This window comes from Spiribacter pallidus, assembly GCF_040838495.1.
Taxonomy (GTDB): domain Bacteria; phylum Pseudomonadota; class Gammaproteobacteria; order Nitrococcales; family Nitrococcaceae; genus Spiribacter; species Spiribacter pallidus.
The window spans coordinates 275,201-301,713 of sequence record NZ_JBAKFM010000002.1 but is presented as its reverse complement, the minus strand read 5'-3'; the positions used below and the strand labels follow the sequence as shown (position 1 = coordinate 301,713).

Genomic DNA, 26,513 nt, shown 5'->3' with positions numbered 1-26,513 from the left:
GTGGACATGGACTTAACACTTACGACTTATCTGATCGTCGGCGCCACCTTTGCCCTGTATATCGGTATCGCGATCTGGGCCAAGGCCGGTAGCACCGGCGAGTTCTACGTCGCGGGCAAAGGGGTCAACCCGATCGCCAACGGCATGGCCACCGCGGCCGACTGGATGTCTGCCGCATCGTTTATCTCCATGGCCGGGCTCATCGCCTTTCTGGGCTATGACGCCTCGGTGTATCTGATGGGCTGGACCGGTGGCTATGTGCTCCTGGCACTGCTGCTCGCGCCGTACCTGCGCAAGTTCGGCAAGTTCACGGTGCCCGAGTTCATCGGTGACCGGTTCTACTCCAAGCCGGCCCGGGTGATCGCCGTCATTGCCCTGATCGTCGCCTCGGTGACCTACGTTATCGGCCAGATGAAGGGCATCGGTGTGGCCTTCTCGCGCTTTCTCGAGACAAGCTACGAGGTGGGCCTGTTCGCGGGCATGGCGATTGTTTTCTTCTACGCCGTTATCGGCGGCATGAAGGGCATCACCTACACCCAGATCGCCCAGTACTGCGTGATGATCTTTGCCTACACTGTCCCAGCGATCTTCATTGCGCTGGCCATCACCGGCAACCCGATCCCGCAGCTCGGGCTGTTCGGCTCGGTGGGTGAAGGCACCTATCTGCTCGAGCGCCTCGACAACATCCTGGTTGATCTTGGCTTCTCGCAGTACACGGTGATGAAGGGCACGACGCTGAACATGTTCTTCTTGACCATGTCGCTGATGATCGGCACCGCCGGTCTGCCCCACGTCATCATCCGCTTCTTCACCGTGCCGCGGGTGCGGGATGCGCGGTTGTCCGCCGGCTGGACGCTGGTGTTCATCGCCATTCTCTACACCACGGCCCCGGCGGTGGGTGCCATGTCCTTCTACAACCTGATCAACACGGTGCAGCCGGGTGAGATCGGGGCCGAAGAAGGCAACCTGGCCTACGAGAATGTCCCGGGCTGGTTTTCCCGCTGGGAAGAGACCGGGCTGCTGGGCTTCGATGACAAAAACGGTGACGGCCGTATCCAGTACTACAACGACGACAGTGAGGCATTTGCCGACACCGCCGCCGAGTACGGCTGGGAAGGCAACGAGCTGACCGTTGACCGCGACATCATGGTGATGGCCAACCCCGAGATCGCACAGCTCCCGGCCTGGGTGATCGCGCTGACCGTGGCCGGTGGCCTGGCGGCAGCGTTGTCAACAGCAGCCGGGTTGTTGATGGCCATATCCTCGGCGGTCTCTCATGACCTGATCAAGGGCGTCATCAACCCGGGAATCAGCGAGAAAGGCGAACTGCTGGCGGCTCGAGTGGCCATGGCAGGTGCCGTACTGGTGGCCGGCTATCTGGGGCTCAACCCACCCGGGTTTGCCGCGCAGGTGGTGGCACTGGCCTTCGGGCTGGCGGCCTCGTCGCTGTTCCCGGTGCTCATGCTTGGCATTTTCAACCGTCGCATGAACAGCGCCGGTGCCATGGCGGGCATGCTCTCGGGTCTGGGCTTCACCATGATTTATGTGTTCGTCTACAAGGGGTGGTTCTTCATCCCCGGCACCAACATGCTGCCGGACACCCCCGAGCACTGGGTCATGGGCATCGGCCCGCAGTCCATCGGCGCTGTCGGCGCGATTATCAACGTGGTGATCGCCACGCTGGTATCCCGGGCCACGGCACCGCCGCCGAAGGACATCCAGGAGCTCGTCGAGAGCATCCGTGTCCCGCGGGCAAGCTAAGCGATCCGCGATGGGGCATCGCTGAGATGCCCCCACAAAAAACCCGGGCCTGGCCCGGGTTTTTTTATGTCTGACCGCGCATTGACGAGGCCAAGCGCCTAGAGCTGGAAGCGCACCTCGAGCTTTTTCTGCAACCGACGGGCTTCGCGCAATGCCTCTTTGAGGATGCGACGGTCCATGGGGTTGAGCTCGTCGGGATCGAGCCGATTGTTCATCGACTCACCCGCGGCAGCCTGACGCTGGTGTTCGCGCATGCGCAGCAACTGGATAAATGCAAAAGAGCGCTGGAAGGCGCCTGCGTCCTCGGCGCTGAGCACGCCGCCCGAGACCAGCGCCCGATACCGCGCCGGCGTGTTGGACTCGGCAATCCCCGCCTGCAGGGCCAGCACCCGGGCCGCATCGACGAACGGTGTCAGTCCCCGGACCTTTAGATCGATACGCTCGACGCCATCGGTGTCCTTTTCGGTGGAGAAATCGCGGAACATGCCAAGCGGCGGACGGATGGCCAGGCAGTTTCCGGCAAGGGTGTGCAAGAAAACGCTGTTGCCGGCGGCCAGATCCGCCACGCGCTGATGCAGGGCATCACCCGCTGGCAGATCGCCCCAGATGGGACGGAAGTCAAAATAGATGGTGGAGTTGAGCAGATTTTCCGGGGTGGCGCTGCCCACCATCTCGCGAAAGGTCTGCTCCCACTCGGCAAAGCTCAGGCAAAGGCGTGGGTTGCTGGCCATCACATTGCCCGTGCACAGCGTAAAGCCACAGCGGTCGAGGACCTGATTGATATGCCAGGCCAACGGCAGGATGCGTTGCCGAACCGTCTCGGTCGCCTCGTCACCGGGGTCGAAGAGAATGCCGTTGTCCTGGTCGGTGACGCGGGTCTGTTCGCTGCGCCCCTCGCTGCCAAAGGCAATCCAGGTAAAGGGCACCCCGGGGTCGCCCTGCTCCTCGATGCTCAGTTCGATGGCCCGAGTGACGGTCCGGTCATTGAGCAGTGTAATGATGCGGGTGATCTGCTCGACCCCCGCGCCGTGGGCCATCATGGTATCGATCAGCGCCCCGACATCACTGCGCGCCCGGACAAGCGCCTCGACACTGCCGGCGGCGGTGATCGCCCGGGTCAGATGAACCAGGTTGATCCGCTGCAGCGCGAAGATGTCCCGCTCCGAGACAATCCCGGCCAGCCGGCCGCGGTCGTCGGTGACCACCATGTGCCGAATATGATGACGGGCCATTTCCACCACCGCCTCGAAGGCATAGGTGTCGGCATCGAGACTGAGCGGGTCCGGCGTCATCACCGCCGAAAGCGGGCTTTCGAGATCGACGCCATCGGCCACCACCGCGCGCAGATCATGCAGGGTGAATATGCCTTTGGCGCGACGGCCAGTATCGGTGACCAGGATGCTGCCGACCTCGTGCTCGTGCATGGACCGCACGGCCTTGTGAATGGCTGCCTCGGGCGCACAGGTCAGTGGATCGCTCTGCATCAGCCCCCGCAGCGCGGTCTCCAGCGACGAATCCCCACCTAGATTGCCGGCGGCGTGTTGCTGGATATCGCGCTGGACCTGATCCAGCAGACTGCTCACGCCGCGCATGCAGTAATCGCGAAAGGCCGGGCTTTCGCCAAGCAGGTGCTCGAACGCTGGCCTGGGCAGCCGCAGGCAACGCACATCGGTGGCCGCGCGGTAGAATGTGCGGGTAGCCCGCTGGCCGATCATCGCTGCCATCGGGAAGTTGTCGCCGGCTTCGAGCTCGAAACGCTCCACCCCCTCCTCGCCCACACCCGGCCGTTCGGCGGCCACGCCACCGCTGACAATCAGATAAAAATGGCGCACACGCCCGGATCCGGGCTCGAGGATGACATCGCCGGCCGAGTAATCCATGAGCTGGACATGGTCGAGAAAATAGTCCCGCAACGACCGGGGGAATCGGTCAAACGGGGCATGGTCGTTGAGAAACGCCTGGGCAATGGTATTGGCCTCCGCCACCACCTCGGTGCCGGTCATAAGGATCTCCTGGGGCCGAATCCCGAAAAGGACGCTAGATTACCTCGACAAACCCCGACAGGAATAGCCTATACTAAGGGCAAACAGGAGGAGGCGGCGCAGGATTGCGCCGAACGGCTATGTATAAGAATATTCTCATCGCCGATAGCGAACCCAACCTGACCACCGCGCTGGCGTTCTTCCTCGGGCATGCCGGGTTCCGGGTCGATTGTGCAGCCAGCTACGAGCAGGCCATCGAAACGGCCCGGACCCACCGGCCGGATATCGCCCTGATCGATACCCTGATCGGCGGGCGCAGTGGATACGACCTCTGTCAGGCGCTGCTCAGCATGCCAGGCCTGACGCAGCTCCCGGTGCTGATGCTCACCACCCATGGGCTTGAGGTCGAGCGCGAAAAGGCCCTGTCGCTTGGCGCCATCGACTTTCTGGTCAAGCCGTTCAACCCGGGCGATGTACTGGCCCGGGTTCAGGAGCTGCTGCAAGAGGCCGCCTGAGGGTGCGGGCGCTCCGGCTCCCGCGGCTGCGCAAGCGGCTCTGGTTGGTCGCCGGCGCGGCGGGCCTGGCCCAGGTCACCGCGATCGTCACCCTGCCCCTCTGGGCGACAACGACACCGTCGTTCTCGCCGGCGCTGCTTGCGCTCGCCGCGGTCAACCTGCTGGTCACAGTGGCACTGGCCTGGGCGATCGATCAGCGCCTCGCCAAACCACTGGTCGCCACCGAAAAAGGGGCCGGTATCCTTGCCGGCTCCAATCCGGGCCATCGCCTCGAGATCCGTCCCGGCCACTGGCTGGGCAAGCTGCCAGAGACCCTGGAGAAGCTGGCAGCGGCACTGGCGCGCAGCCGCAACGAGATGGATGAAGCCGCCAGCGCCTGGGCCGCGCGGGTCGAAGCGCGCAAGGCCCGGCTCGAGACCATCCTGCGCGAAATCCGAGAAGGGGTAATCGTCTGTGCCCCGGACGGTTGCATACGGCTTTACAACCGTTCGGCTCGAGAGCTTCTGGCCAACGAGCCGGCGCTGGGGCTAGGCCGCAACATCAACGAGGTCCTGAGTGAGGGACCGGTCCGTCATACCTTGCGGCTGCTGGGCGACGAGGCCACCGGCGAGGACCAGCAAGGCGATGCCGATCTTGTCTGCACCAGTGCCAGCGGCGATCGGCTGCTGCGCTGCCGGCTGGCAAAGCTTGACCTCGCCGACCCGGATACCGATGGCTTCGTGATGACGCTCCAGGATATCTCCCGCGAGACCCAGGAAGGGCTGAAGCGCGAGAAACGACTGCGTGAGGCGGTCGAGCGACTGCGTAATCCGCTGACCGCACTGGGCAGTGCCAGCGAGAGCCTGCAACTGGCTCAGCGCGCCGAGCTCCATGACGACGCACAGCGCTTCGGCCAGATCATGGCCCACGAAAGCCAGCGCCTGACCAAGGATTTTCTGGCCCTGACCCGTGAGACCACCGCTATGGTCACCGAGACCTGGCGGATGGAAGACACCCACCTTGGCAGCCTCATCGACAGTCTGCGGCAAAGCGCGCGGGAGACGCTCCCGCGCATCCAGTGCCGGGCCAATGTCTGGGTATCCGCCGAGCCCTATCTGCTCAGTCTGGTCATCGAGGCACTGCTGCGACAGCTTCGTAGCGAGCTCAATGTCTCTGCCCTGGCGCTATCGGGACGGGCCGAGGGCAGTCTCATCTACATGGATCTGAACTGGTCGGGGGATGTGGTGGCGCCGGATCAGCTCGACCGATGGCTGGATACGGGGCTGGCCGAGGTCGGTGGCACGGTGACCCTTCGCGAGGTCCTGCAGCGTCACGACACCACCGCCTGGAGTCAGCCGGATCTCTCGCGCACCGGCCGGGCCCTGCTTCGCCTGCCGCTGCCCGGTGCGCCCGAGAAGACCGAAAGCCCGGCATCGGTCATCCCGGCCCGGCCGGAGTATTACGAATTCGCCCTCGAGGAAGAATCACGACCGCTGGGGGATACCCGCGACGCGCCGCTCCAGCAGCTCGACTACGTCGTCTTCGACTGCGAAACCACCGGACTGGAGCCAAGCCAGGGGGACGAGATTGTCTCGATTGGCGCGGTGCGCATTCACCGTGGACGGGTCATGCATGGCGAGACCTTTGAGTTGCATGCCAACCCCGCCCGGCCGATCCCGGCCCTGGCGAGCAGCATTCATGGCATCACCGACGAGGATGTGGCCGACGCCCCTCCAGTGGAAGAAGTGGTAAGGCGCTTTCACGCCTTCGCCGGCGACGCCATCCTGGTCGGGTTCAACATCGCCTTTGACATGCGCTTTTTGCAGCTCAAACAGCGCCGCTGCGGGGTTCGCTTTGACCAGCCCACCCTGGATGCGCTGCTGCTCTCGATCCTGCTCCATGACCATACCGGTGAGCACACCATGGAGGGCATTGCCGAGCGCCTTGGGGTGGGCATTGGCGGCCGCCACACCGCGCTTGGCGACTCGCTAACCACCGCCGAGATCTTCATCCGCCTGCTCGATCTGCTGCCGGATGAATCCATCCACACGCTCGGCGACGCGGTGGCCGCCCAGGAGAGAATGGTCGAGTTTCGCCGCCAGCAACGGGCCTTTTAAAAACAAAAACCCCGCCTCGGGGGCGGGGTTCACGATGCGGGCACACCACCCGGCAAGCGGCGGCGCCGCGTCGGACTAGGCCTCTTCTTCGGCGAGTGCCTTGATGCTGAGCCGGATCCGGCCCTGGCGATCGACCTCGAGCACCTTGACCCGAACGGTCTGGCCCTCGCTGAGTTCGTCCGAGACATTCTCGACCCGCTCGTTGGAGATCTGCGAGATGTGCACCAATCCGTCCCGACCCGGGAGGATGTTCACGAATGCGCCAAAGTCCATGAGCTTGATCACCTTGCCCTCATAGACCTGGCCAACCTCGACATCGGCGGTGAGCAGCTCGATACGGCGACGGGCCTCTTCACCGGCGGCTTTGTCCACCGAACCGATGGTCACAACACCATCATCGGAGATATCGATGGTGGTGCCGGTCTCTTCGGTGAGCTGGCGGATGGTCGCCCCGCCCTTACCGATCACATCACGGATTTTCTCCGGATCGATCTTCAGGGTGATCAATCGCGGCGCGTAGGCGGACATCTCGTCCCGGTGCTCGGGGATGACCTCGTTCATCTTGCCCAGGATGTGCAGCCGCCCTTCCTTGGCCTGCTCGAGCGCCTTTTCCATGATCTCGCGGGTAATCCCGTTGATCTTGATGTCCATCTGCAAGGCGGTCACGCCGGCATCCGTCCCGGCGACCTTGAAGTCCATGTCACCGAGGTGGTCCTCGTCGCCGAGAATGTCGGTGAGAACGGCAAATTCGTCACCATCCTTGATCAGGCCCATGGCGATGCCCGCCACCGGCGCCTTGATCGGGACACCGGCGTCCATCAGCGACAGGCTGGTGCCGCAGACCGATGCCATGGAGCTGGAGCCATTGGACTCGGTGATCTCGGAGACCACACGCACCACGTAGGGGCAGTCTTCCGGCGAGGGCATGACCGCCTGGATGCCGCGCTTGGCAAGCTTGCCGTGGCCGATTTCACGCCGCTTGGGCGTGCCCATGAACCCGGTCTCGCCCACGCAGTAGGGCGGGAAGTTGTAGTGGAGCATGAATGGCTCGCGCCGCTCGCCTTCGATGGCGTCGATGATCTGCGCATCCCGGCCGGTCCCCAGCGTGGTGACCACGATCGCCTGGGTCTCGCCGCGGGTGAAAATCGCCGAGCCATGGGTCCGTGGCAGCGTGCCCACCTCGATATCGATAGGCCGCACCGTGCGCTGATCACGGCCGTCGATGCGCGGATGACCGGCCAGGACCCGGCCCCGGACGATCTTTTTCTCGAGGCCCTTGAACGCCTCGCCCACCGCCTCGGCATCATAGCCCTGCGGGTTTTCGTCATCGGCCACCAGCTGGCTGTTGACCTGCTCGCGGGCCGCCGCCACTGCCTCTTGCCGGGCCTGCTTGTCGGCAATCCCATAGGCCTCGGTCAGCGGCGCCTCGGCAAGTTCCCGGACACGCTCGGCGAGTGTTTCGTCCGTTGGCGCCGGCTGCCAGTCCCAACGGGGCTTGCCCGCCTCGGCGGCAAGCTCGTTGATGGCGTTGATCGCCGTCTGCATCTGCTCGTGGCCGTGCAGCACCGCATCCAGCATGGTCTGCTCGGAGAGCCGGTTGGCCTCGGACTCGACCATCAGCACAGCGTCCGCCGTACCCGCCACCACCAGGTCGAGCTCGGAGTCCTCAAGCTGACTGAAGGTGGGGTTGAGCAGAAAGCCGCCGTCCTTGTACCCGACCCGGGCCGCACCAATTGGCCCGTCGAAGGGCACCCCCGAGACGGCTAATGCCGCCGAGGTACCGATCATGGCCGGGATGTCGGCGTCCACTTCGGGATTCATCGAAATCACCGTGGCGATGACCTGCACCTCGTTGGAGAACCCTTCCGGAAACAGCGGCCGGATGGGCCGGTCAATCAGCCGCGAGACCAGGGTTTCTTTCTCGGAGGGACGGCCCTCGCGTTTGAAAAAGCCCCCCGGGATCTTGCCGGCGGCGTAGGTGCGCTCCTGGTAGTTGACCGTCAGCGGAAGGAAGCTGCGCCCGGGCACCTCCTCGCGCTTGCCCACCACGGTGACAAGCACCACGGTGTCGGACATGTTGACCATCACGGCGCCGGTGGCCTGTCGGGCCAGCTTGCCGGTCTCGAGTGTGACGGTGTGTTCACCGAACTGGAACGATTTCTTCACGGCTGGAGTCACTGCGGTTTCACCCTTGATCGTTGAATGTGGTCTTACTTACGCAGACCAAGACGCTCGATGACGGTCTGATAGCGCTCGAGGCTTTTGCGATGCAGGTAGTCCAGCAACTGCCGGCGCTGGTTGACCAGCTTGAGCAGGCCGCGGCGGGAGTGATGATCCTGCTTGTGAGAAGAGAAATGTTCGGTGAGATGCTGGATGCGGGCAGTGAGAAGGGCGATCTGGACTTCCGGCGAACCGGTATCCCCTTCGGATCGGCCGTAATCGCGGACGATCTCCTGTTTCTGCTGGGCGCTGAGTGACATCAATGACTCCTGGTTAACTCGCTGTTTTTTCGCAAAGCGTGCATTCTAGCCGCCGCCGTGCCGCTGAACAAGCAACCGACGCGGCACGGCTTGCCCGTCGGCATCCATGGTGGCGATGCCCAGCAACACCCTGCCCGGGCCGTAGACCCGCAGCAGGGTCTTATCCGGCAGATCCGTTCGCCCGGCGGCCACCGCCTGGCCATGACCGAACCGCCGTGCCGCCGTCGCGTCAAGGTGCACATCGGGACGGTCGACGAGGGCCGTGTCGATGGGTTGCAGCCATTCCTGCCAGGCCCCGGGGGTATCGCCCACGGCGTCTTCCAACGCCTCGAGGGAGACCATGTCGGGCTCGACAAAAGGCCCCAGGGCGGTGCGCCGCAGCGCCTCGACATGGGCGCCACAGCCGAGCGCCTCGCCGATATCGGCGACCAGACTGCGCACATAGGTGCCCTTGGAGCAGTCAATGGCAAGCGCCAGGCGGTCGTCGTCGACCAGCTCGCCATCAAGGGCGTTGATGGTGACCGCCCGCGGGGGGCGATCCACCTCGACCCCGGCCCGCGCCAGCTCGTGCAGGCGCTGGCCGTTGTGCTTGAGTGCCGAGAACATCGGCGGTATCTGCTGCTGCGGACCACGAAACGCAGCGAGGATCGATTCGAGGCGCTGGGCGTCGATATCAGCTACCGGCCGACGATCCAGCACCGCACCGTCGGCATCGGCCGAATCGGTGGTCACACCCAGCCGAGCCATGGCGGTGTAGCGTTTGTCGGCATCCAGTAACCAGCCACTGACCTTGGTGGCTTCGCCGAAACACAGCACCAACAGACCACTGGCTAACGGATCAAGGCTGCCGGTGTGACCGGCCTTGCGGGCGTCCAGCAGCTTTGCCACACGCCGAAGCGCCCGATTGGATGTCACCCCGGTGGGTTTATCCAGCAGGATGATGCCGTCGATATCGCGCCCGCGTCGTCTGGCCATGCCCCGGATCAATCGCCGGTGGACTGATCGTTGTCATCACCGACCGCATCATCGATCAGCCGGGTCAGCCGCGCCCCCTGATCGAATACCGGATCGTAGTGGAAACGCGGCGCCGGCACAGTACGAAGCCGCATGCGACTGGCCAGTTGACGACGCAGAAAACCGGCGGCGCCGTTCAGCGCATCCACCATCTGCCGGGACGTCGCCTCGTCCATCCCCAGGCCGGTGACATAGATCTCGGCATGACCGAGGTCGCGGGTGACCCGGACCTCCGAGACGGTCACCGACCCCACCCGCGGGTCGCGGATTTCATCGCGGATGAGCTCGGCCAGCTCGCGCTGGATCTGGTCGGCCACCCGCCGGGTGCGAGAAAAGTCCCTGGGCATCGGGTGCGCTAGAGCGAACGCTCGATGGTGATGCGCTCGTAGCACTCGATCTGGTCACCGGCACGCACATCGTTGTAGTTGCGCACACCGATGCCACATTCGGTCCCCGACTGCACCTCTTTGACGTCGTCCTTGAAGCGCCGCAGCGACTCGAGTTCGCCCTCGAACACCACCACATTGTCGCGCAACACCCGGATCGGATTGCTACGCCGGACCACACCGTCCACCACCAGACAGCCGGCAATCTGGCCAAGCTGTGACGAGCGAAAGACATCCCGCACCTCGGCGGTGCCGATGATCTGCTCCTGGGTTTCCGGCTCGAGCATCCCGCTGATGGCGTTGCGCAGCTGATCGATGGCGTCGTAGATGATGCTGTAGTAGTGCAGCTCGACGTCATTGTCCTGGGCAAGCCGCCGCGCCTTGGCATCGGCACGGACGTTGAAGCCGATCAACAGCGCTTCGGAGGCCATCGCCAGGTTGACGTCGGACTCGTTGATCGCGCCCACACCGGTGGCCACCGGGGTAATGCGCACCTCGTCGGTGGACAGGTTGGTGAGCGACTGGGTCAACGCCTCCACCGAGCCCTGGACATCGCCCTTGATCACCAGATTGACGGTTTTAACGTCCTGCTCCTGGATGTGCGAGAAAAGCTCATCCATCTTGGCGGCCTTCTGGGCCTGCAGCCGCTTGTCGCGACTCTTCTCGCGACGATGGTCGGCAAGCTCCCGGGCCTTTTTCTCGTCCTCGACCACTAGCACTTCATCACCGGCCTCGGGCAGACCCGAGAGGCCAAGCACAACCGCCGGTGTGGACGGGCCGGCGGATTTCACCCGCTCGCCCCGTTCATCGAGCAGCGCCCGGACCCGGCCGAACTCGGTCCCCGAGAGGATGGTATCGCCCTGTCGCAGCACGCCATTCTGGACCAGCACCGTCGCCACCGGGCCGCGGCCGCGATCCAGACTCGACTCGACCACGATGCCGGCACCGGGGCAGTCGACCACGGCCTTGAGCTCGAGCAGCTCGGCCTGCAGCGCCACCGCCTCGAGCAATGCTTCGACACCGGTTCCGTTGAGCGCCGAGCAGTCGATGAACTGGGTATCGCCACCCCATTCCTCGGGGATGACCTCCATGGCGGCCAGTTCATTCTTCACCCGATCCGGATCGGCGTCTTCGCGGTCCATTTTGTTGACCGCCACGACAATCGGCACCCCGGCGGCCCGGGCGTGCTTGACCGCCTCTTCGGTCTGGGGCATGACGCCGTCGTCGGCGGCGACCACCAGGATGACCACATCCGTGACCTGGGCTCCCCGGGCCCGCATGGCCGTAAAGGCCTCATGGCCCGGCGTGTCGAGAAACGTCAGCTCACCCCGGTCGGTGGGCACCTTGTAGGCGCCGATATGCTGGGTGATGCCGCCGGCCTCGCCGGCTGCGACCTTGGCGCGGCGGATATAGTCGAGCAGCGTGGTCTTTCCATGGTCGACATGCCCCATGATGGTGACCACCGGCGGCCGTGGCGCCTCGGTACCCGTGGGCTCGGTGGCCTGGCTCAGCACCTCTTCTTCGAGGTCATCCTCGCGCACGATGTGCGGACGATGGCCGAGCTCTTCGACCAACAGCACGGCGGTGTCCTGGTCGATGGCCTGATTGATGGTGGCCATGACACCCTGCTTCATCATCTCCTTGATCAGGTCCGCGGCCTTGACGCTCATGCGCTGGGCCAGCTCGCCCACGGTAATGCTCTCGGGCACCTGAACATCCCGTACCACGGGCGCGGTGGGCTTTTCGAACTCCTGCTGGATTGCCGAGCTGGCAACACCGGCGGCGCCACCGCGTCGGCCGCCACCGGCCGCTTTCTTGCGCGCCTTGCCCTTGCCGCGGGCGGCCTTGCGGGCGGCGCGCTCTTCGGCCTCGCGCTCGCGCTTGGCCTCGGCCTCGAGCCGCTTACGCTCTTTTTCGTCCTCGATCTCTTTTTTGCGCGCCGCCTCGGAATCGGCCTTCTGCTGTTCGGCCTCGAGATCGGCAATAGAGGTTGCCTCCTCGCTTGCCGCCGCCTCGGACTCGGCCGATGGCGCTTCCTCGGCCGGCGCCTCGGCGGCTGACGACGCCTCGGCGGCTTCGGCCTCGCGCGCGGCCCTGGCCTCGGCTTCCTGGCGGGCCTTTTCCTCGGCCTCATGGCGCGCCGCCTCGGCCGCCTTGATATCCGCCAGCAGGGCGCGCTCCAGCACCTGGGCGTCCTGCTCGGCCGCCTCGGCCTCGACCACGCTGCGCTTGACGTAGGTGCGCTTTTTGCGCACCTCAACGTTCACCGTCTTGCCGGTCGCCGCCCGACTGCCGCGCGCAGCGCGCTTCTCGCCGCCGCCGGCGGGCACCTTGAGTTGGCTGTGGCTGCGTCGCTTGAGCGTGATCTGCGACGGTGTCCCCACCTCGCCCTCTTCGCGCTGACCGTGGGTCTGGCGAATGTGCTCGAGCAACGTGGTCTTTTCCGATTCGGAGAACTCCGCATCCGGATCATCGGTTGACAGTCCCGCCTCTCGCAGCTGCATCAGAAGCCGGTCCAGGGGGACACCTGTTTTTTCGGCAAAATCTCTGACCGTGCTCTGTGACATATTCTTTCCCTCCGTCCCGGAGAACCGGGCTTAGGCCTGGGTATCACCCTCGTCGGCAAACCAGGGCTCCCGCGCCTTCATGATCAGGGCACCCGCGCGGTCGGCGTCGATGCCCTCGATATCCATCAAATCGTCCACCGACTGCTCCGCGAGGTCTTCCATGGTACGGATGCCCTGAGCAGCCAGTGCCCTGGCCGTCGCCTCATCCATCCCTTCCATGCCGAGCAGATCCTCGGCCGGCTCCGACGCCGATTCGGCCTCGGCCTCGCGATTGGCCAACACATCCCGTGCGCGCTGGCGCAGGGCGTTGACCAGGTCTTCATCAAAACCTTCGACTTCCAGCAGCTCGGTGACCGGCACATAGGCCACCTCCTCGATGCTCGAGAAGCCCTCCTCGACCAGCAGCCCGGCGAGATCTTCGTCGACATCCAGCTCGCGGACGAACATATCCACCAACTCGGCGGCCTCGGCTTCGCTCTTGGCCTCGGCCTCCTCGGCGGTCATGACGTTGAGCTCCCAGTGGGTCAATTCGCTGGCCAGCCGGACGTTCTGTCCGCCCCGACCAATGGCCTGGGAGAGCTGGTCCTCGGCCACAGCGATGTCCATGCTGCCGCGTTCCTCGTCGACAACGATCGACTCGACCTCGGCCGGCGCCATGGCGTTGATTACAAACTGGGCCGGGTTATCGTTCCACAGGATGATATCGATCCGCTCGCCGGCCAGTTCGTTGGACACCGCCTGGACCCGTGAGCCGCGCATCCCCACACAAGCACCCACCGGATCGATGCGGCTGTCCAGCGCATTGACCGCAATCTTGGCCCGCAGACCCGGGTCACGGGCCGCGCCGAGGATGTCGAGCAGCTCCTGACCAACCTCCGGCACCTCGATCTTGAACAGCTCGACCAGAAACTCCGGCGCCGAACGGCTGGCAAAAAGCTGCGGGCCACGGGTTTCTTCGCGGACTTCGCGCAACCAGGCGCGCAACCGGTCGCCGGGTCGGACCGCCTCGCGCGGGATCATCTCTTCACGCGGGATAAACGCCTCGGCGTTGTCGCCCAGATCCAGATACACATTGCCGCGCTCGGCCCGCTTGACGATGCCGGTGATGAGCTCGCCGGCACGCCCGCGATAGGCCTCGACCACTTTGGCCCGTTCGGCTTCGCGAACCTTCTGGACGATGACCTGCTTGGCGGCCTGCGCGGCGATGCGGCCAAACTCCACCGACTCCATGGGTTGTTCGATGAAATCACCCACATCGAGGGCGGGATCGCTCTGCCGGGCCTCACTCAGCGGGATCTGCTGATCCGGGAATTCGATTTCGGCCTCATCGTCCACCACGTCCCAGCGCCGGAAGGTTTCGTAGTCTCCGGTCTGCCGGTCCACCGCCACCCGGGCGGCGATCTCGCCCTCGTGACGTTTCTGGGTTGCCGAGGCCAGCGCGGCCTCGATGGCCTCGAAGATGACTTCCTGCTCGACGCCTTTTTCATTGGCGATCGCATCGACCACCAGCAGAATTTCCTTGCTCATCGTTCTGCGTTCTCCCGATGGGTCCCGTTTCAGGGCTCCAGCTCTACATGCGCGCGATCGATTGCCGCTATCGGCACGGCCACCGTCTCGCCCTGTTCTTCGATCAACACCGCCTCATCCTGCAGCCCGAGCAGCCGGCCGGCGTAGCGCCGGCGCCCGTCAATGCGTTCGCGCAGCTTGATGCGGATGGCTTCGCCTGCGAACCGGTCATAGTCGGCGGTCTTGAAGATCGGCCGATCCAGCCCGGGGGAGGAGACCTCCAGCAGGTATTCGCCCGCAATGGGATCTTCGACATCAAGCACACCACTGACCTGATGGCTGACCCGGGCGCAGTCATCCACATCCACCCCGTGCTCTGAGTCGATGAACACGCGAAGCACCGACTCTTTGCCGCTGGGGTGATACTCCACACCCACCAGCTCGTAGCCAAGGCCCTCGACAACGGGCGTCAACAGGTTGATCACACTCTCCGGCGCTTTCATGTCTCCCGATCCGGTCTCTGGCCGGAACAAAAAATGGGCCCGAGGCCCATTTCCGGTGCCGGCCGCCTGCAGCGCCGGCAAAAAAAAAGGCCGCAAGCGGCCTTCTCGAAGATGCCTGTTTGGTAGCGGGGGCAGGATTTGAACCTGCGACCTTCGGGTTATGAGCCCGACGAGCTACCGGACTGCTCCACCCCGCAACCGACATTCACTAGGATAGCCATGGGACAGGGTTTTTTCAAGCGCTGCTCCGGCGACGGCGTCGGCGCAAACGGCGTCGCAGGTCGTGCCGGTAGATGAACCCCGGCATGGCGAAGACGGCAAACAGGCAAAGCGCGATGACCCAGAACTCCCAGCCCTGAGACTGAAGCTCGCCCTGGGTACGGTATTCGAGACCGGCCCCGGCGAGGACGATGAGGACAAACATCACCCCCCACTCGAGAAGCCGTATCCACTCACGCTTGCCACGCCCCCGCGCCGGCCAGACGAAGGCGATGCGCTCGGTGGCCCAGGGCAGATTGGCAGCCAGCACGGCCAGCAACAACAAAACGACAATGGCCGCGCCGGTACTCATTGACTAGCCCAGACCAAAAACCGCCCGGCAGGTTGCGATCAACGTGTCCGGGAAAAGGCCAAGTAGCAGCACCGCGCCGCCGTTGGCCCACATCAGCACCTGCTGCCCCGATGTCGCCTCGACCGGTTGGGGCGAGTCGACACGGTCAAAGTACACGGCCTTGAGTACCCGCAGATAGTAGAACGCGCCGATCACCGCAAAGACCACCGCAAGCACGGCAAGCCAGATCAGTCCGGCTTCTACCAGCGCACTGAGCACCAGCCACTTGGCGTAGAAACCCACGGTCCCCGGGATCCCGGTCATCGAGAACATCAAAAGCAGCATGACCAGCGCATAACCGCCATGCCGATCATTGAGCCCGCTGAGATCGTCGATCATGTCGGCCTCGAACCCCCGACGCGAGAGCAGCATGATCATGCCGAATGCGCCCGCGGCCATGATCCCGTAACTGATGGCATAGAAAAGCGCCGCGGCATAACCCTCGTCGCTGCCGGCGACCAGCCCGAGAAACAGAAAGCCGATATGCGAGACCGTCGAGTAGGCCAGCATGCGCTTGAAACTCGTCTGCACCAGGGCAAAGAGATTGCCCACCACCAGCGATCCGGCCGCCAGGATGATTCCCATGATCTGCCATTGCGCATGCAGATCGCCGAGTCCATCGGCCATCAAGCGCAGGAACAACGCCAGGGCCGCCACCTTGGGCGCGGTGCCCAGAAACGCCGTCACCGCCGTCGGTGCCCCCTGGTAGACGTCAGGCACCCACATGTGGAACGGCGCGGCACCGAACTTGAAGGCGATGCCAACCAGCGCGAAGGTCATGCCAAAGGCGAGAAGCAGATTGTCCCCTGCCAGGGCCGCGGCGGCGATGTCATTAATGAGCAGGCTGCCCGCGGCACCGTAGATCATCGACATGCCATAGAGCAGCATGCCCGAGGATAGCGCCCCGAGGATGAAGTATTTCATCGCCGCCTCGGCCCCGATCCGGCTGTCGCGATCGAAGGCGACCATGGCGTAGAGGCTGAGCGAGAGCAGCTCAAGCCCCATATACAGAACCAGCAGGGACGATGCCGAGGCCATGACGAACATCCCCAGCGTGGCCGTGAGCACCAGCAGATAGATCTCGCCCTTGAGCAGGTCGCGGTCACGCAGGTAATCCCGCCCGTAGCCAAGGGTAATGACGGTCAGCCCGGCGATCGCCACCTTGAGCACAGCAGCCAGGCTGTCACTGATGTACATGCCGTTGAAGGTGATGACCGCATCGCCGCCCCAGTGGGTGTGAATCGCCAGTGCCATGGCACCGACCAGCGTTGCCTGGGTCAGATAGAAGGCCAGTAGCGACTCCCCGCCGCGGTCGAACAGATCGGCGATGAGCACCACGCAGAGCATGACCCCGAGCCAGATCTCCGGGGCGGCCAGTGCAAATTGGGGCATCTCAAAGGGCATGTTGATCCTCGGGCCAGGGCTAAAGGGTGGGCACCACGATACGGAACAGGGCGTCGAGCGAGGGCTCCATCACCTCGACAAGCGGTGCCGGGTACACACCGACGGCGATGATCGCCACCGCAAGGGTGCCCAGTAGCAGCCGCTCGCGCGGTGTCACGTCGGTGAGCGTGTCGACGTGTTCGTTGTCGACCTCGCCGTAGACCACCCGCTTGATCATCCAAAGGCTGTAGGCCGCGCCCAGAATCAGGGTCAACGCGGCGATGGCGGCATACCAGAACCCGGCCTGGAAGCTGGCTAGCACAATCATGAACTCGCCGACAAAACCGGACGTGCCCGGCAGACCCGCGTTGGCCATGGCGAACAACACGAAGAAACCGGCAAAGACCGGCATTTTGCTGGCCACACCGCCGTAGTCGGCGATCCGACGGGTATGCATGCGATCGTAGAGCACGCCCACGCACAGAAACATGGCCGCCGAGACAAACCCGTGGGAGATCATCTGCACCATGCCGCCTTCAAGCGCAAGCAGCGCCCCATCGCGGCTGCCGCTGCCGGCGAGGATACGAAAGATCAGGAAAAACCCCAGGGTGACAAATCCCATGTGGGCGATCGACGAGTAGGCGATCAGCTTTTTGAGATCGGCCTGCACCATCGCCACCAGCCCGATGTAGACCACCGCGATCAGCGACAGACCAATCAAAAGCCAGTCCAGGGCCATACTCGCCTCGGGGGCGATGGGCAGCGAAAAGCGCAAAAAGCCGTAGCCCCCGATCTTAAGGGTGATCGCCGCGAGGATCACCGAGCCGCCCGTCGGCGCCTCGACGTGGGCGTCGGGCAGCCAGGTATGCACCGGAAACATGGGCACCTTCACGGCAAATGCCGCCAGAAACGCCAGAAACAGCACCATCTGTGTCGCCAGTGGCAACTGCAGGCCGTAGAAATCCTGAATGGCAAAGCTGCCCGCCTCGGTGCGCAGGTAAATGAGGGCGATGAGCATCATCACCGAGCCGAGGAAGGTGTAGAGGAAGAACTTCAGCGTCGCATAGATGCGGTTGGGACCGCCCCAGATACCGATGATCAGAAACATCGGGATGAGCATGGCCTCGAAGAAAACATAAAAGAGGATGGCATCCAGCGCGCTGAACACGCCGATCATGATCCCCTCCATAATCAAAAAGGCGGCCAGATACTGGGCCGGTTTGTACTGCACCACCTCCCAGGCGGCGACCACCACCAGCAGCGTGGCAAAGGCGGTCAGCACCACCAGCGGCATGGAAATGCCATCGACGCCCAGGTAGTACTGGATGCCAAAGGCACTGATCCAGTCCGCCCGCTCGATAAACTGCATGCCGGCCACACCGGCCTCGAACGCCACCCACAGCCCCACGGCCAGCGCGAATACCAGCGCCGCGATCCCCAGGGCAAACCAGCGCGCACGAGCGGCATCATCCCGGCCGGCCACCAGTACGCCGATCCCCCCGAGTACCGGCAGCCAGACCAAAAGGCTTAACAAAGGCCATCCCTCCAACATCTCAGAACCATCCCTGCCAGCGCCCGACAAACACCGTCAGCAGCAACAGCAGCCCGATGATCATCGCGAAGGCGTAGTGGTAGAGGTACCCGGACTGCACCCCACGCAGCCCCCGGGCCAGCCGCCCGATGGTGCGGGCGGTGCCATTGACGATGACCCCGTCGATAATGGCCTGATCGCCGCCGCGCCAGAAAAGCGCCCCCAACTGCCGGCCACCACCGGCAAAGCCGTCGCGGTAGAGCTCATCGAATCCGTATTTGCGCTCGAGCACCGCGATCAGCGGTGCCATCGGGCGGGTCAGCGCCGGCCGCAGGTCGGGTCGGGCGATATAGAAAAACCAGGCCACCACCGCGCCCACCACGGCCAGCCAGAATGCCGGGTTGACCGCCGCATGCAGCCCGAAAGCCAGCGGGCCGTGGAAGCTTTCACCCTTTTTGGCGAGCACATCGTTGTCGCTCAGAACGTGGATGGCCCCATCAAAGAAGCCGCCGAAGAGCATCGGTTCGATGGTGAAATAGCCGATCACCACCGATGGCACGGCCAGTGCCACCAGCGGCCACTGCATGACCGGCAGGACGTAGCCGGGCAGATGGCTCATATGGGCCTTGGCGTGGGGGTCGATCCGCTCCTCACCCCAGAAGACCATGAAATACAGGCGGAAACTGTACAAAGCGGTGATAAAAACGCCCAACAGGACCGCCCAGTAAGCGAATCCGGCGCCGAAGCGGTCCGCGGCATGGACGGCCTCGATGATCACATCCTTGGAGTAGTAGCCCGAGAAAAACGGCGTGCCAACCAGCGCCAGCGTGCCCAGGAGCATGGTGATATGGGTCATCGGCAGGTAGCGACGCAGATTGCCCATCCGGCGCATGTCCTGCTCGTGGTGCAGGGCCACGATGACCGCCCCGGCCCCGAGAAACAGCAGCGCCTTGAAAAAGGCATGGGTCATCAGATGGAAAACGCCCGCGGCGTAGGCCGAGGCGCCCAGGGCCACGAACATGTACCCGAGCTGCGAGAGTGTGGAATAGGCGATCACCCGCTTGATGTCGTTCTGGACCAGCCCGACAAGCCCCATGAAAAGCGCCGTCACAGCGCCCAGGACCAGCACCACCGACAGCGCCGCATCCGAGAGCTCGAAAATCGGCGACATCCGGGCCACCAGAAAGATGCCGGCGGTGACCATGGTGGCGGCGTGGATCAGCGCCGAGATGGGGGTCGGCCCCTCCATGGAATCGGGCAGCCAGACATGCAAGGGCACCTGCGCCGATTTGCCCATTGCGCCGATGAAAAGCAATACACCGGCGACGGTGGCCACCAGGGCCTCGGTGCCGAAGATCGACAGACTCATCTCCGGTCGCAGGGTGGCGGCGGCGAACACCTCGCCGTAGTCCAGGCTGCCGTAGTACATCAACACCGCCGCGATGCCGAGCAGAAAACCAAAATCCCCGACCCGATTGACCAGAAACGCCTTGAGGTTGGCGAAGATCGCCGATTCTTTTCGGTAGTAGAAGCCGATGAGCAAATAGGAAACCAGGCCGACCGCCTCCCAGCCGAAGAAAAGCTGCAGGAAGTTATTGGCCATCACCAGCATCAGCATGGCGAAGGTAAAAAGATTGATATAGCTGAAAAAGCGCTGGTAGCCGGCGTCGTCGTGCATGTAGCCGATGGTGTAGACATGCACCGCCAGCGAGACGCTGGTGACCACCACCATCATGACCGCCGTCAGCCGGTCGATCAAAAAGCCCACTTCAAGGCTCAGCCCGCCAACCTGGGCCCACTGATAGAGGCTTTCATCGAAAACCGGGGCCCCGCCCCAGACATGCTGATAGAGCACCCAGAGCGAGCCGAGCGCCGAGACGGCCACCGCCGCCACGGCAATCCGGGCCGCATTGGACCGGCCGATGACATTGCCGGCCAGCCCGGCAATGACGGCACCGAAAAGCGGTGCGAGGACGACAAGCAGATAGATGGTCTTCATCGCCTAGCCCCGCATGCTGTCCAGGTCGCCGACATTGATCGTGTCCCGGTTGCGGAACAGGACCACCAGGATCGCCAGGCCAATTGCCGACTCGGCCGCGGCCACGGTCAGAATAAAGAAGACAAAAACCTGGCCATGGATGTCGCCAAGGAAATGGGAAAAGGCGATGAAGTTGAAATTCACCGCTAGCAGGATGAGTTCGATGGACATCAAAAGCACGATGGCGTTTTTGCGATTGAGGAATATCCCTGCCATTCCGATCGCAAAAAGCAGTGCGCTGAGTGCCAGGTAGTCTGAAAGCGCTAACATGGGGTTCCCGGTTGGTTTATCGTTCGTCGTCGACTTCGCTTGGCATTCTCACCAGCCGCAGGCGGTCATCCTTGCGGGTGCGCACCTGGGCCGAAATATCCTGATGCTTGGTATCGGCGCGCCGCCGATGGGTCAGCATGATCGCCGCGATGATGGCCAGCAGCAGCACAATGGCAGCAAGCTCGAACGGGTAGACATAGACGGTGTAGAGCACACTGCCGAGCAGTCGGATGTTGTTGCCCCCTGCGCCGGATTCGCCGGCCGCATCGGCCAGCGCCAAGGACACCTGCCCCTCACCGACCCCCGCGCCGATCACCAGCAGCATCTGCAACACCATCACCACACCGACCAACGCCCCCAGCGGTAGGTAACGGGCGAACCCCTCGCGGATCACCGAGATGTTGATATCGAGCATCATCACGACGAACAAGAAAAGCACCATCACCGCCCCGACATAGACCAGCACCAGGGCGATCCCGAGAAACTCTGCCTCGGCAAGCAGCCACAACGCGGCGCTGGTGAAGAACGCCAGAACCAGTGACAGCGCCGAGTGAACTGGATTGCGTGCCGTGATGACCAGCATCGCGGCCAGCAGCAGTATCGCCGCGAAGACGTAGAAAATTACCTTCTCGATCACTTTGTGCCCTCGGCTTCGCCGGTTCTAGCGGTACGGTGCGTCCGCCGCCCGGTCTTCTGCCAGCTGTGCTTCGTATTGATCCCCGACCGCGAGCAGATCGCTTTTGTGCATGATCTGCTCGCCGCGCTGTTCGAAATGATACTCGTGAATGCGGGTCTCGACGATGGAGTCGACGGGGCAGGACTCCTCGCAGAACCCGCAGTAGATACATTTAAAAAGGTCGATGTCATAGCGCGTGGTCCGACGGGTTCCGTCGTCACGCTGCTCGGACTCGATGGTGATCGCCAGCGCCGGGCATACCGCCTCGCAGAGCTTGCAGGCAATGCACCGCTCCTCGCCGTTGGGATAGCGCCGCAGCGCATGCAGTCCGCGAAACCGCGGCGACTGGGGGGCCTTCTCCTCGGGGTATTCGAGGGTGTATTTGGCGTCAAACAGATGCTTGCCGGTCAGGCGCATCCCCTTGAGCAGCTCGGTGAGCATGAAAGTGCTGAAAAATTCCTTGACTGCCTGCATGGTCACACTCGCTGTCAGAACCAGGGCCCGAAATCGGTGAGGATCATACCCGAAACCACCACCAGCCAGACCACCGTGACCGGTATCAGCACCTTCCACCCCAGGCGCATGATCTGATCATACCGGTAGCGCGGGAATGTGCCCCGGAACCAAATATAGAGAAACAGAAATACACAGGTCTTGAGCACGAACCAGATAATGCCCGGCACCCAGGCAAACATCGGGCCGAGCAGCGGGAGTCCGTGGAAGGGCGAATACCAGCCGCCTAAAAACATAATGGCCGCCAGACCCGAGATGAGGATCATGTTGGCGTACTCGGCGAGGAAGAAGATCGCAAAGGCCATGCCCGAGTACTCGACGTGAAAGCCGGCCACGATCTCGGACTCGCCCTCGGCGACGTCAAAGGGCAAGCGGTTGGTTTCGGCTACCCCGGAGATCCAGTAGACGACAAACAATGGCAACAGCGGCAGCCAGAACCAGTTCCAGATCGGCCCCTCCTGGGCGCGAATGATCTCGCCCATGTTGAGGCTGCCGGCGGCCATGAGCACGCCCACCAGGGCAAAGCCCATGGCGATTTCGTAAGAGACCACCTGTGCGCCGGCCCGTAGCGCACCAAGCAGGGCATATTTGGAGTTGGAGGCCCAGCCCGCAAGGATAATGCCGTAGACCCCCATCGAGGTCATCGCCAGCACATAGAGCAGCCCGGCGTTAATATCGGCAATCACCAGCCCGTCGCCGAGCGGCAGGACCGCCCAGGCAGCCAGCGCCGGCATGATCGAGAGCATCGGCGCGAGCACGAACAAAAACCGATTGGCGTTCTGTGGCAGCACCACCTCTTTCATCAACAGCTTCAGGGCATCGGCGATGGGCTGGAGCAGACCATGCCAGCCGACCCGGTTCGGGCCGCGCCGCAGCTGCATGGCGCTGATGATCTTGCGCTCGGCGTAGGTCATGTACGCCACCGCCAGAAAAAGCGGTATGATCAGGGCCACGATCTTGGCCATGATCCAGCTCAGCTCGATCAACCCGCTCATTCGCCGTCTCCGTCGACCCGCAGTGTCGCCGGGCCGATCAGCCCCCCCAGGCCCTCGCTGTGGATGAGCCCTGCGGCCAGCCAGAAGCTCCCGGCAGGCACCTGGTTGCTGGGTCGGGCCGGCAGCGTCCGCGTGACACCGGCCTGCTCGACCACCACCAAATCGCCGTCGGCAACGCCCAGCCGCTCGGCGTCCGCGGGGGCGATCTCGACCACGGCCTCACCGGCATGCACCGACGCCTGCAGCGAGGGCGCATGACGAACCAGCGGATCGCCGCCGAACATCGCCGGCCAGCCCACGCGCAGCATCTCCTCCACCGGCTGAGGCGTCGGTGCGCCGTCCGCCGTCGGGGTTGCGGCTTTGGCCTCACCGGCCACGGCACGGATTTCGTGATGGATCTCATCCGGTGCCTGGTAGTGAAAGCCGTCCAGCTCGAGGACATTGGCCAGCACACGCAACACCCGCCACCCCGGGCGGGCATCGCCCTGGGGCTTGGCACAGCCGGCGAATGTCTGCCACTGCCCCTCGGCATTGACCAACGTGCCCGCCGTCTCGCCCAGGGTGGCCACCGGCAGCAGGACATCGGCCCGGGCGCGAAGCGCCGGCGAATCGTAGGCCGCCATCGCCACCACACAGTCGGCGTGGGCCAATGCCTCGATCGTGGCCGCGCCATCGAAGTGATCGTGTTCTGGTTCGATGCCGTTGAGCAGATAGCCGCGGCGGGGCCGGGTCACCATAGCCCTGGCATCCAGACCGCTAGCTGCCTGGCCATCGGCACGCCGCCCCGGGACCGCGCCGGCGATCCAGCCGCCCGCGGTGTTACTGCCATCGGTGAGTTCGCCGTAGTCGGTCTGGGTCATGGCGGCCAGGCGACCGGCCAGCCAGCGCAACTCGGCACCGGCCGGATGGGCCTCGGCCAGGCCGCCCGTCAGCACCACCGCGTTGTCGGCATCGAGCAGGTGCCCGGCCATGGCCGTGGCCTGCGCGTCCGGCGCCTCGTCACCAATCCAGCCGGCAAGCGCCTCAGGCTCGGCCTGCCCGGTCCGACCGGCCACGGCGCGGACCACCGCGGCCAACGTCCTGGCCATCTCGCCGACGGGCACCACCGCGTCGACGGCAAGATCGATATTCCAGTCAAAACCCCGGGGGTTGAGCGCCATGATCGCGCCGCCGCGGATGGCGGCCTTGCGCAGCCGGTGATTGGCGAGGGGCTGCTCGTGGCGCGGATAGCCGCCGACAATCAGGGCCGCATCCACCGCCTCCAACCCGGCAATGGAGCCGGTCAGCCCCGGAAACCCGTCGCCGGCGACCCCGTCGCGGAAATCGCCCCGCCGCAGACGGGTATCGATATGGTCGCTGCCGAGCGCTCGCACGATCCGGGCGGTCAAGTACATCTCTTCGAGGCTGGCCGAGGGCGAGACCAGTGCCCCGAGGGCGTCGCCGCCGTGCTGGGCGACCACATCGCGAAGGCCGTTGGCAGCGGCCTCGATGGCGGTCTGCCAGTCGACGGTGTGCCAGGTATCGCCTTCACGGATCTGAGGCGCAGCCAGCCGCTCGGCGCTGTAGATGCCCTCGTAGGAGAAGCGGTCGCGGTCGCTGATCCAGCACTCGTTGATCGCCTCGTTATCCCGCGGGACGACGCGTTTGACGGTGCCCCGGACCTGATGCAGGTCGATATTGGAGCCCAGACAGTCGTGGGGCGCCACACCGGGGTGGCTGAGCATCTCCCAGGACCGGGCGCTGAATCGGTAAGGCCGCGATGTCAGCGCCCCCACCGGACAGAGATCGATGACATTGCCCGAGAGCTCAGAGTGGACGCCGCTACCGACCAGGGTACTGATTTCGGTGTGCTCACCACGGAACATGGCCCCCAGCTCGGAGGTGCCGGCCACTTCGTCCAGAAACCGGACACAGCGGGTGCAATGGATGCAACGGGTCATCTCGGTAGCAATCAGCGGGCCCAGGTTCTCGTCCTTGACCACCCGCTTGCGCTCGACGAAACGCGAGACGCTGCGGCCATAGCCCAGCGCCAGGTCCTGCAGCTCGCATTCACCGCCCTGATCGCAAATGGGACAGTCCAGCGGGTGGTTGATGAGCAGAAACTCCATCACCCCCTTCTGTGCCTTGAGTGCCCGCTCGGAGGCGGTCCGCACCACCATGCCATCGGCGACGGTCGTAATGCAGGCCGGCAGCGGCTTGGGCGCGGGTCGCCCGCCCATTTCCACATCCACCAGGCACATCCGGCAGTTGGCCGGCGCCGAGAGCTTGCTGTGGTAGCAAAAACGCGGGATGTCGATGCCGTGTTCGTCAGCCACCGCAATGATCGAGGCCCCCTTGGGCGCCTCGATGGCGCGGCCATCAATCTCGACGGTGACCGTCTCGGGGGCCTGGGTCTTGACTTCTGCGCTCATGCCGCCGCCTCGAGTATGGAACGCTTGTGCTCGATGTAGTACTCGAACTCATGCCGCCAGTGCTTGAGCACCCCCTGCACCGGCCAGGCAGCCGCCTCACCGAACGCGCAGATGGTATGACCGGCAATCTGTCCGGCCGCCGACTCGAGCAGCTCGATGTCCTCGGGCCGGCCGTTGCCTTCGTAGATGCGCTTGATCACCCGATACATCCAGCCCGTCCCCTCGCGGCACGGTGTGCACTGGCCACAGGACTCGGCGTAGTAGAAACGGCTGATGCGCAGGATGGCCTGGACCATATCGGTGGTCTCGTCCATCACCACGACACCACCAGAGCCCAGCGCCGAGCCGGCCTCGGCCAGGGCGTCGTAGTCCATGGTGAGCTCGAGCATCTGATCCCCCGGGATCATGGGCATTGACGAGCCGCCGGGGATGACCGCTTTGAGCCGCCGGCCGTGCCAGACACCACCGGCCATCTCGAGCAGATCGCGGAACGGCGTCCCCAGCGGGATCTCGAAGTTGCCGGGTTTGGCGACATGGCCCGAGACCGAGAAGATTTTCATGCCCCCGTTGTTGGGCTTGCCCAACTCGAGAAACCAGTCGGCGCCATTGCGGATGATCGCCGGCACCGAGGCCAGGGTCTCGGTGTTGTTAATGGTCGTGGGCCGGCCATAGACCCCCGCCTGCGCCGGAAACGGCGGCTTGTTGCGGGGCATGCCCTTTTTGCCCTCAAGCGACTCCATCAGTGCCGATTCTTCGCCGCAGATATAGGCGCCGGCACCGATGTAGTTGTGGATTTCGTAATCGAAGCCCGAGCCCAGGATGTCGCGGCCCAGATAGCCGGCGTTGCGGGCCTCGGCCACCGCCTGCTCCATGCGACTGAAAGGCTCTTTCATGAACTCGCCGCGCATGTAGTTGTAGCCCACGGTCACACCCATCGCATAACCGGCGATGATCATGCCCTCGACCACGGCGTGCGGGTTGTAGCGCAGGATGTCCCGATCCTTGCAGGTGCCCGGCTCGGACTCGTCCGAGTTGCAGAGCAGGTATTTCTCGCCCGGTGCATTGCGCGGCATGAAGCTCCACTTCATGCCCGCCGGAAATCCGGCCCCGCCCCGGCCGCGGAGATTGGCGGTCTTGACCTCTTCGATGACATCTTCCGGGCTCATCCCCTCGCGAAGGATCCGCTCGAGGGCCTGGTAGCCACCGGTGGCGCGGTAGTTTTCGAGTGTCCAGGGCTCGTCGTATTGCAGCGTTGTGTAGCAGACGTTGGTCATGA

General features: G+C 64.1%; 21 protein-coding genes and 1 tRNA gene. 3 read left to right on the top strand and 19 right to left on the bottom strand.

What is annotated here, in order from left to right; genetic code table 11:
* Positions 1-6 precede the first annotated feature (6 nt).
* Entirely contained in the window at positions 7-1,761 is a 1,755-nt protein-coding gene (locus V6X73_RS04825) for a sodium:solute symporter family protein (RefSeq protein ID WP_367958733.1), read from the top strand.
* 98 nt (positions 1,762-1,859) lie between these two features.
* Here the strand turns inward: V6X73_RS04825 and V6X73_RS04820 are convergent, their stop codons facing one another.
* On the bottom strand, positions 1,860-3,764 hold the full coding sequence (locus tag V6X73_RS04820) for a putative nucleotidyltransferase substrate binding domain-containing protein (protein ID WP_367958734.1): 1,905 nt from the start codon (positions 3,762-3,764) through the stop codon (positions 1,860-1,862).
* Between the two features lie 119 nt (positions 3,765-3,883).
* Here V6X73_RS04820 and V6X73_RS04815 point away from each other — a divergent pair, with 119 nt between their 5' ends.
* A complete protein-coding gene (locus V6X73_RS04815; protein ID WP_367958735.1) occupies positions 3,884-4,258 on the top strand; it encodes a response regulator transcription factor in 375 nt (124 codons plus the stop codon).
* A 2-nt stretch (positions 4,259-4,260) separates the two neighbouring features.
* Positions 4,261-6,354, top strand: a complete 2,094-nt coding sequence (locus V6X73_RS04810; RefSeq protein WP_367958736.1) for a 3'-5' exonuclease — start codon at positions 4,261-4,263, stop codon at positions 6,352-6,354.
* Positions 6,355-6,429: 75 nt separating this feature from the next.
* Here the strand turns inward: V6X73_RS04810 and pnp are convergent, their stop codons facing one another.
* From pnp to nuoF, 18 genes are all read right to left on the bottom strand, one after another.
* Positions 6,430-8,532 carry a polyribonucleotide nucleotidyltransferase gene (pnp, locus tag V6X73_RS04805; protein ID WP_367958737.1) on the bottom strand — a complete coding sequence of 701 codons (2,103 nt, stop codon included), beginning with the start codon at positions 8,530-8,532 and terminating at the stop codon, positions 6,430-6,432.
* 32 nt (positions 8,533-8,564) lie between these two features.
* On the bottom strand, positions 8,565-8,834 hold the full coding sequence (gene rpsO, locus V6X73_RS04800) for a 30S ribosomal protein S15 (RefSeq protein WP_367958739.1): 270 nt from the start codon (positions 8,832-8,834) through the stop codon (positions 8,565-8,567).
* A gap of 45 nt (positions 8,835-8,879) precedes the next feature.
* Entirely contained in the window at positions 8,880-9,809 is a 930-nt protein-coding gene (gene truB, locus V6X73_RS04795) for a tRNA pseudouridine(55) synthase TruB (RefSeq protein ID WP_367958740.1), read from the bottom strand.
* An 8-nt stretch (positions 9,810-9,817) separates the two neighbouring features.
* Complete coding sequence (gene rbfA / locus V6X73_RS04790; RefSeq protein WP_367958742.1) at positions 9,818-10,195, bottom strand: 30S ribosome-binding factor RbfA; 378 nt, start codon at positions 10,193-10,195, stop codon at positions 9,818-9,820.
* An 8-nt stretch (positions 10,196-10,203) separates the two neighbouring features.
* Positions 10,204-12,801 carry a translation initiation factor IF-2 gene (gene infB / locus V6X73_RS04785; protein WP_367958743.1) on the bottom strand — a complete coding sequence of 866 codons (2,598 nt, stop codon included), beginning with the start codon at positions 12,799-12,801 and terminating at the stop codon, positions 10,204-10,206.
* A gap of 30 nt (positions 12,802-12,831) precedes the next feature.
* Complete coding sequence (gene nusA, locus V6X73_RS04780; protein ID WP_367958744.1) at positions 12,832-14,328, bottom strand: transcription termination factor NusA; 1,497 nt, start codon at positions 14,326-14,328, stop codon at positions 12,832-12,834.
* 29 nt (positions 14,329-14,357) lie between these two features.
* Entirely contained in the window at positions 14,358-14,810 is a 453-nt protein-coding gene (rimP, locus tag V6X73_RS04775) for a ribosome maturation factor RimP (protein WP_367958745.1), read from the bottom strand.
* A 120-nt stretch (positions 14,811-14,930) separates the two neighbouring features.
* Positions 14,931-15,007: transfer RNA gene (locus tag V6X73_RS04770), tRNA-Met, on the bottom strand.
* Between the two features lie 38 nt (positions 15,008-15,045).
* Positions 15,046-15,381, bottom strand: a complete 336-nt coding sequence (locus V6X73_RS04765; RefSeq protein WP_367958746.1) for a DUF2818 family protein — start codon at positions 15,379-15,381, stop codon at positions 15,046-15,048.
* 3 nt (positions 15,382-15,384) lie between these two features.
* Positions 15,385-16,824: an NADH-quinone oxidoreductase subunit NuoN gene (gene nuoN / locus V6X73_RS04760; protein WP_367958747.1), complete on the bottom strand. Its 1,440-nt coding sequence runs from the start codon at positions 16,822-16,824 to the stop codon at positions 15,385-15,387.
* Between the two features lie 19 nt (positions 16,825-16,843).
* A complete protein-coding gene (locus V6X73_RS04755; protein ID WP_367958748.1) occupies positions 16,844-18,355 on the bottom strand; it encodes an NADH-quinone oxidoreductase subunit M in 1,512 nt (503 codons plus the stop codon).
* A gap of 1 nt (position 18,356) precedes the next feature.
* Positions 18,357-20,333 carry an NADH-quinone oxidoreductase subunit L gene (nuoL, locus tag V6X73_RS04750; protein WP_367958749.1) on the bottom strand — a complete coding sequence of 659 codons (1,977 nt, stop codon included), beginning with the start codon at positions 20,331-20,333 and terminating at the stop codon, positions 18,357-18,359.
* A gap of 3 nt (positions 20,334-20,336) precedes the next feature.
* On the bottom strand, positions 20,337-20,642 hold the full coding sequence (gene nuoK / locus V6X73_RS04745; protein ID WP_367958751.1) for an NADH-quinone oxidoreductase subunit NuoK: 306 nt from the start codon (positions 20,640-20,642) through the stop codon (positions 20,337-20,339).
* A gap of 16 nt (positions 20,643-20,658) precedes the next feature.
* Positions 20,659-21,276 carry an NADH-quinone oxidoreductase subunit J gene (locus tag V6X73_RS04740; RefSeq protein WP_367959000.1) on the bottom strand — a complete coding sequence of 206 codons (618 nt, stop codon included), beginning with the start codon at positions 21,274-21,276 and terminating at the stop codon, positions 20,659-20,661.
* A gap of 27 nt (positions 21,277-21,303) precedes the next feature.
* Complete coding sequence (nuoI, locus tag V6X73_RS04735) at positions 21,304-21,792, bottom strand: NADH-quinone oxidoreductase subunit NuoI (RefSeq protein ID WP_367958752.1); 489 nt, start codon at positions 21,790-21,792, stop codon at positions 21,304-21,306.
* Positions 21,793-21,806: 14 nt separating this feature from the next.
* The gene (nuoH, locus tag V6X73_RS04730) at positions 21,807-22,826 is read right to left on the bottom strand and encodes an NADH-quinone oxidoreductase subunit NuoH (protein WP_367958753.1); all 1,020 of its coding nucleotides are present in this window, start codon (positions 22,824-22,826) and stop codon (positions 21,807-21,809) included.
* Positions 22,823-25,237 (bottom strand): NADH-quinone oxidoreductase subunit NuoG, encoded by a 2,415-nt coding sequence (gene nuoG / locus V6X73_RS04725; RefSeq protein ID WP_367958754.1) that lies wholly within the window; start codon positions 25,235-25,237, stop codon positions 22,823-22,825. Before nuoG ends, nuoH begins: the two co-directional genes overlap by 4 nt.
* The gene (gene nuoF, locus V6X73_RS04720) at positions 25,234-26,511 is read right to left on the bottom strand and encodes an NADH-quinone oxidoreductase subunit NuoF (RefSeq protein WP_367958755.1); all 1,278 of its coding nucleotides are present in this window, start codon (positions 26,509-26,511) and stop codon (positions 25,234-25,236) included. Before nuoF ends, nuoG begins: the two co-directional genes overlap by 4 nt.
* Between the last annotated feature and the right edge of the window lie 2 nt (positions 26,512-26,513).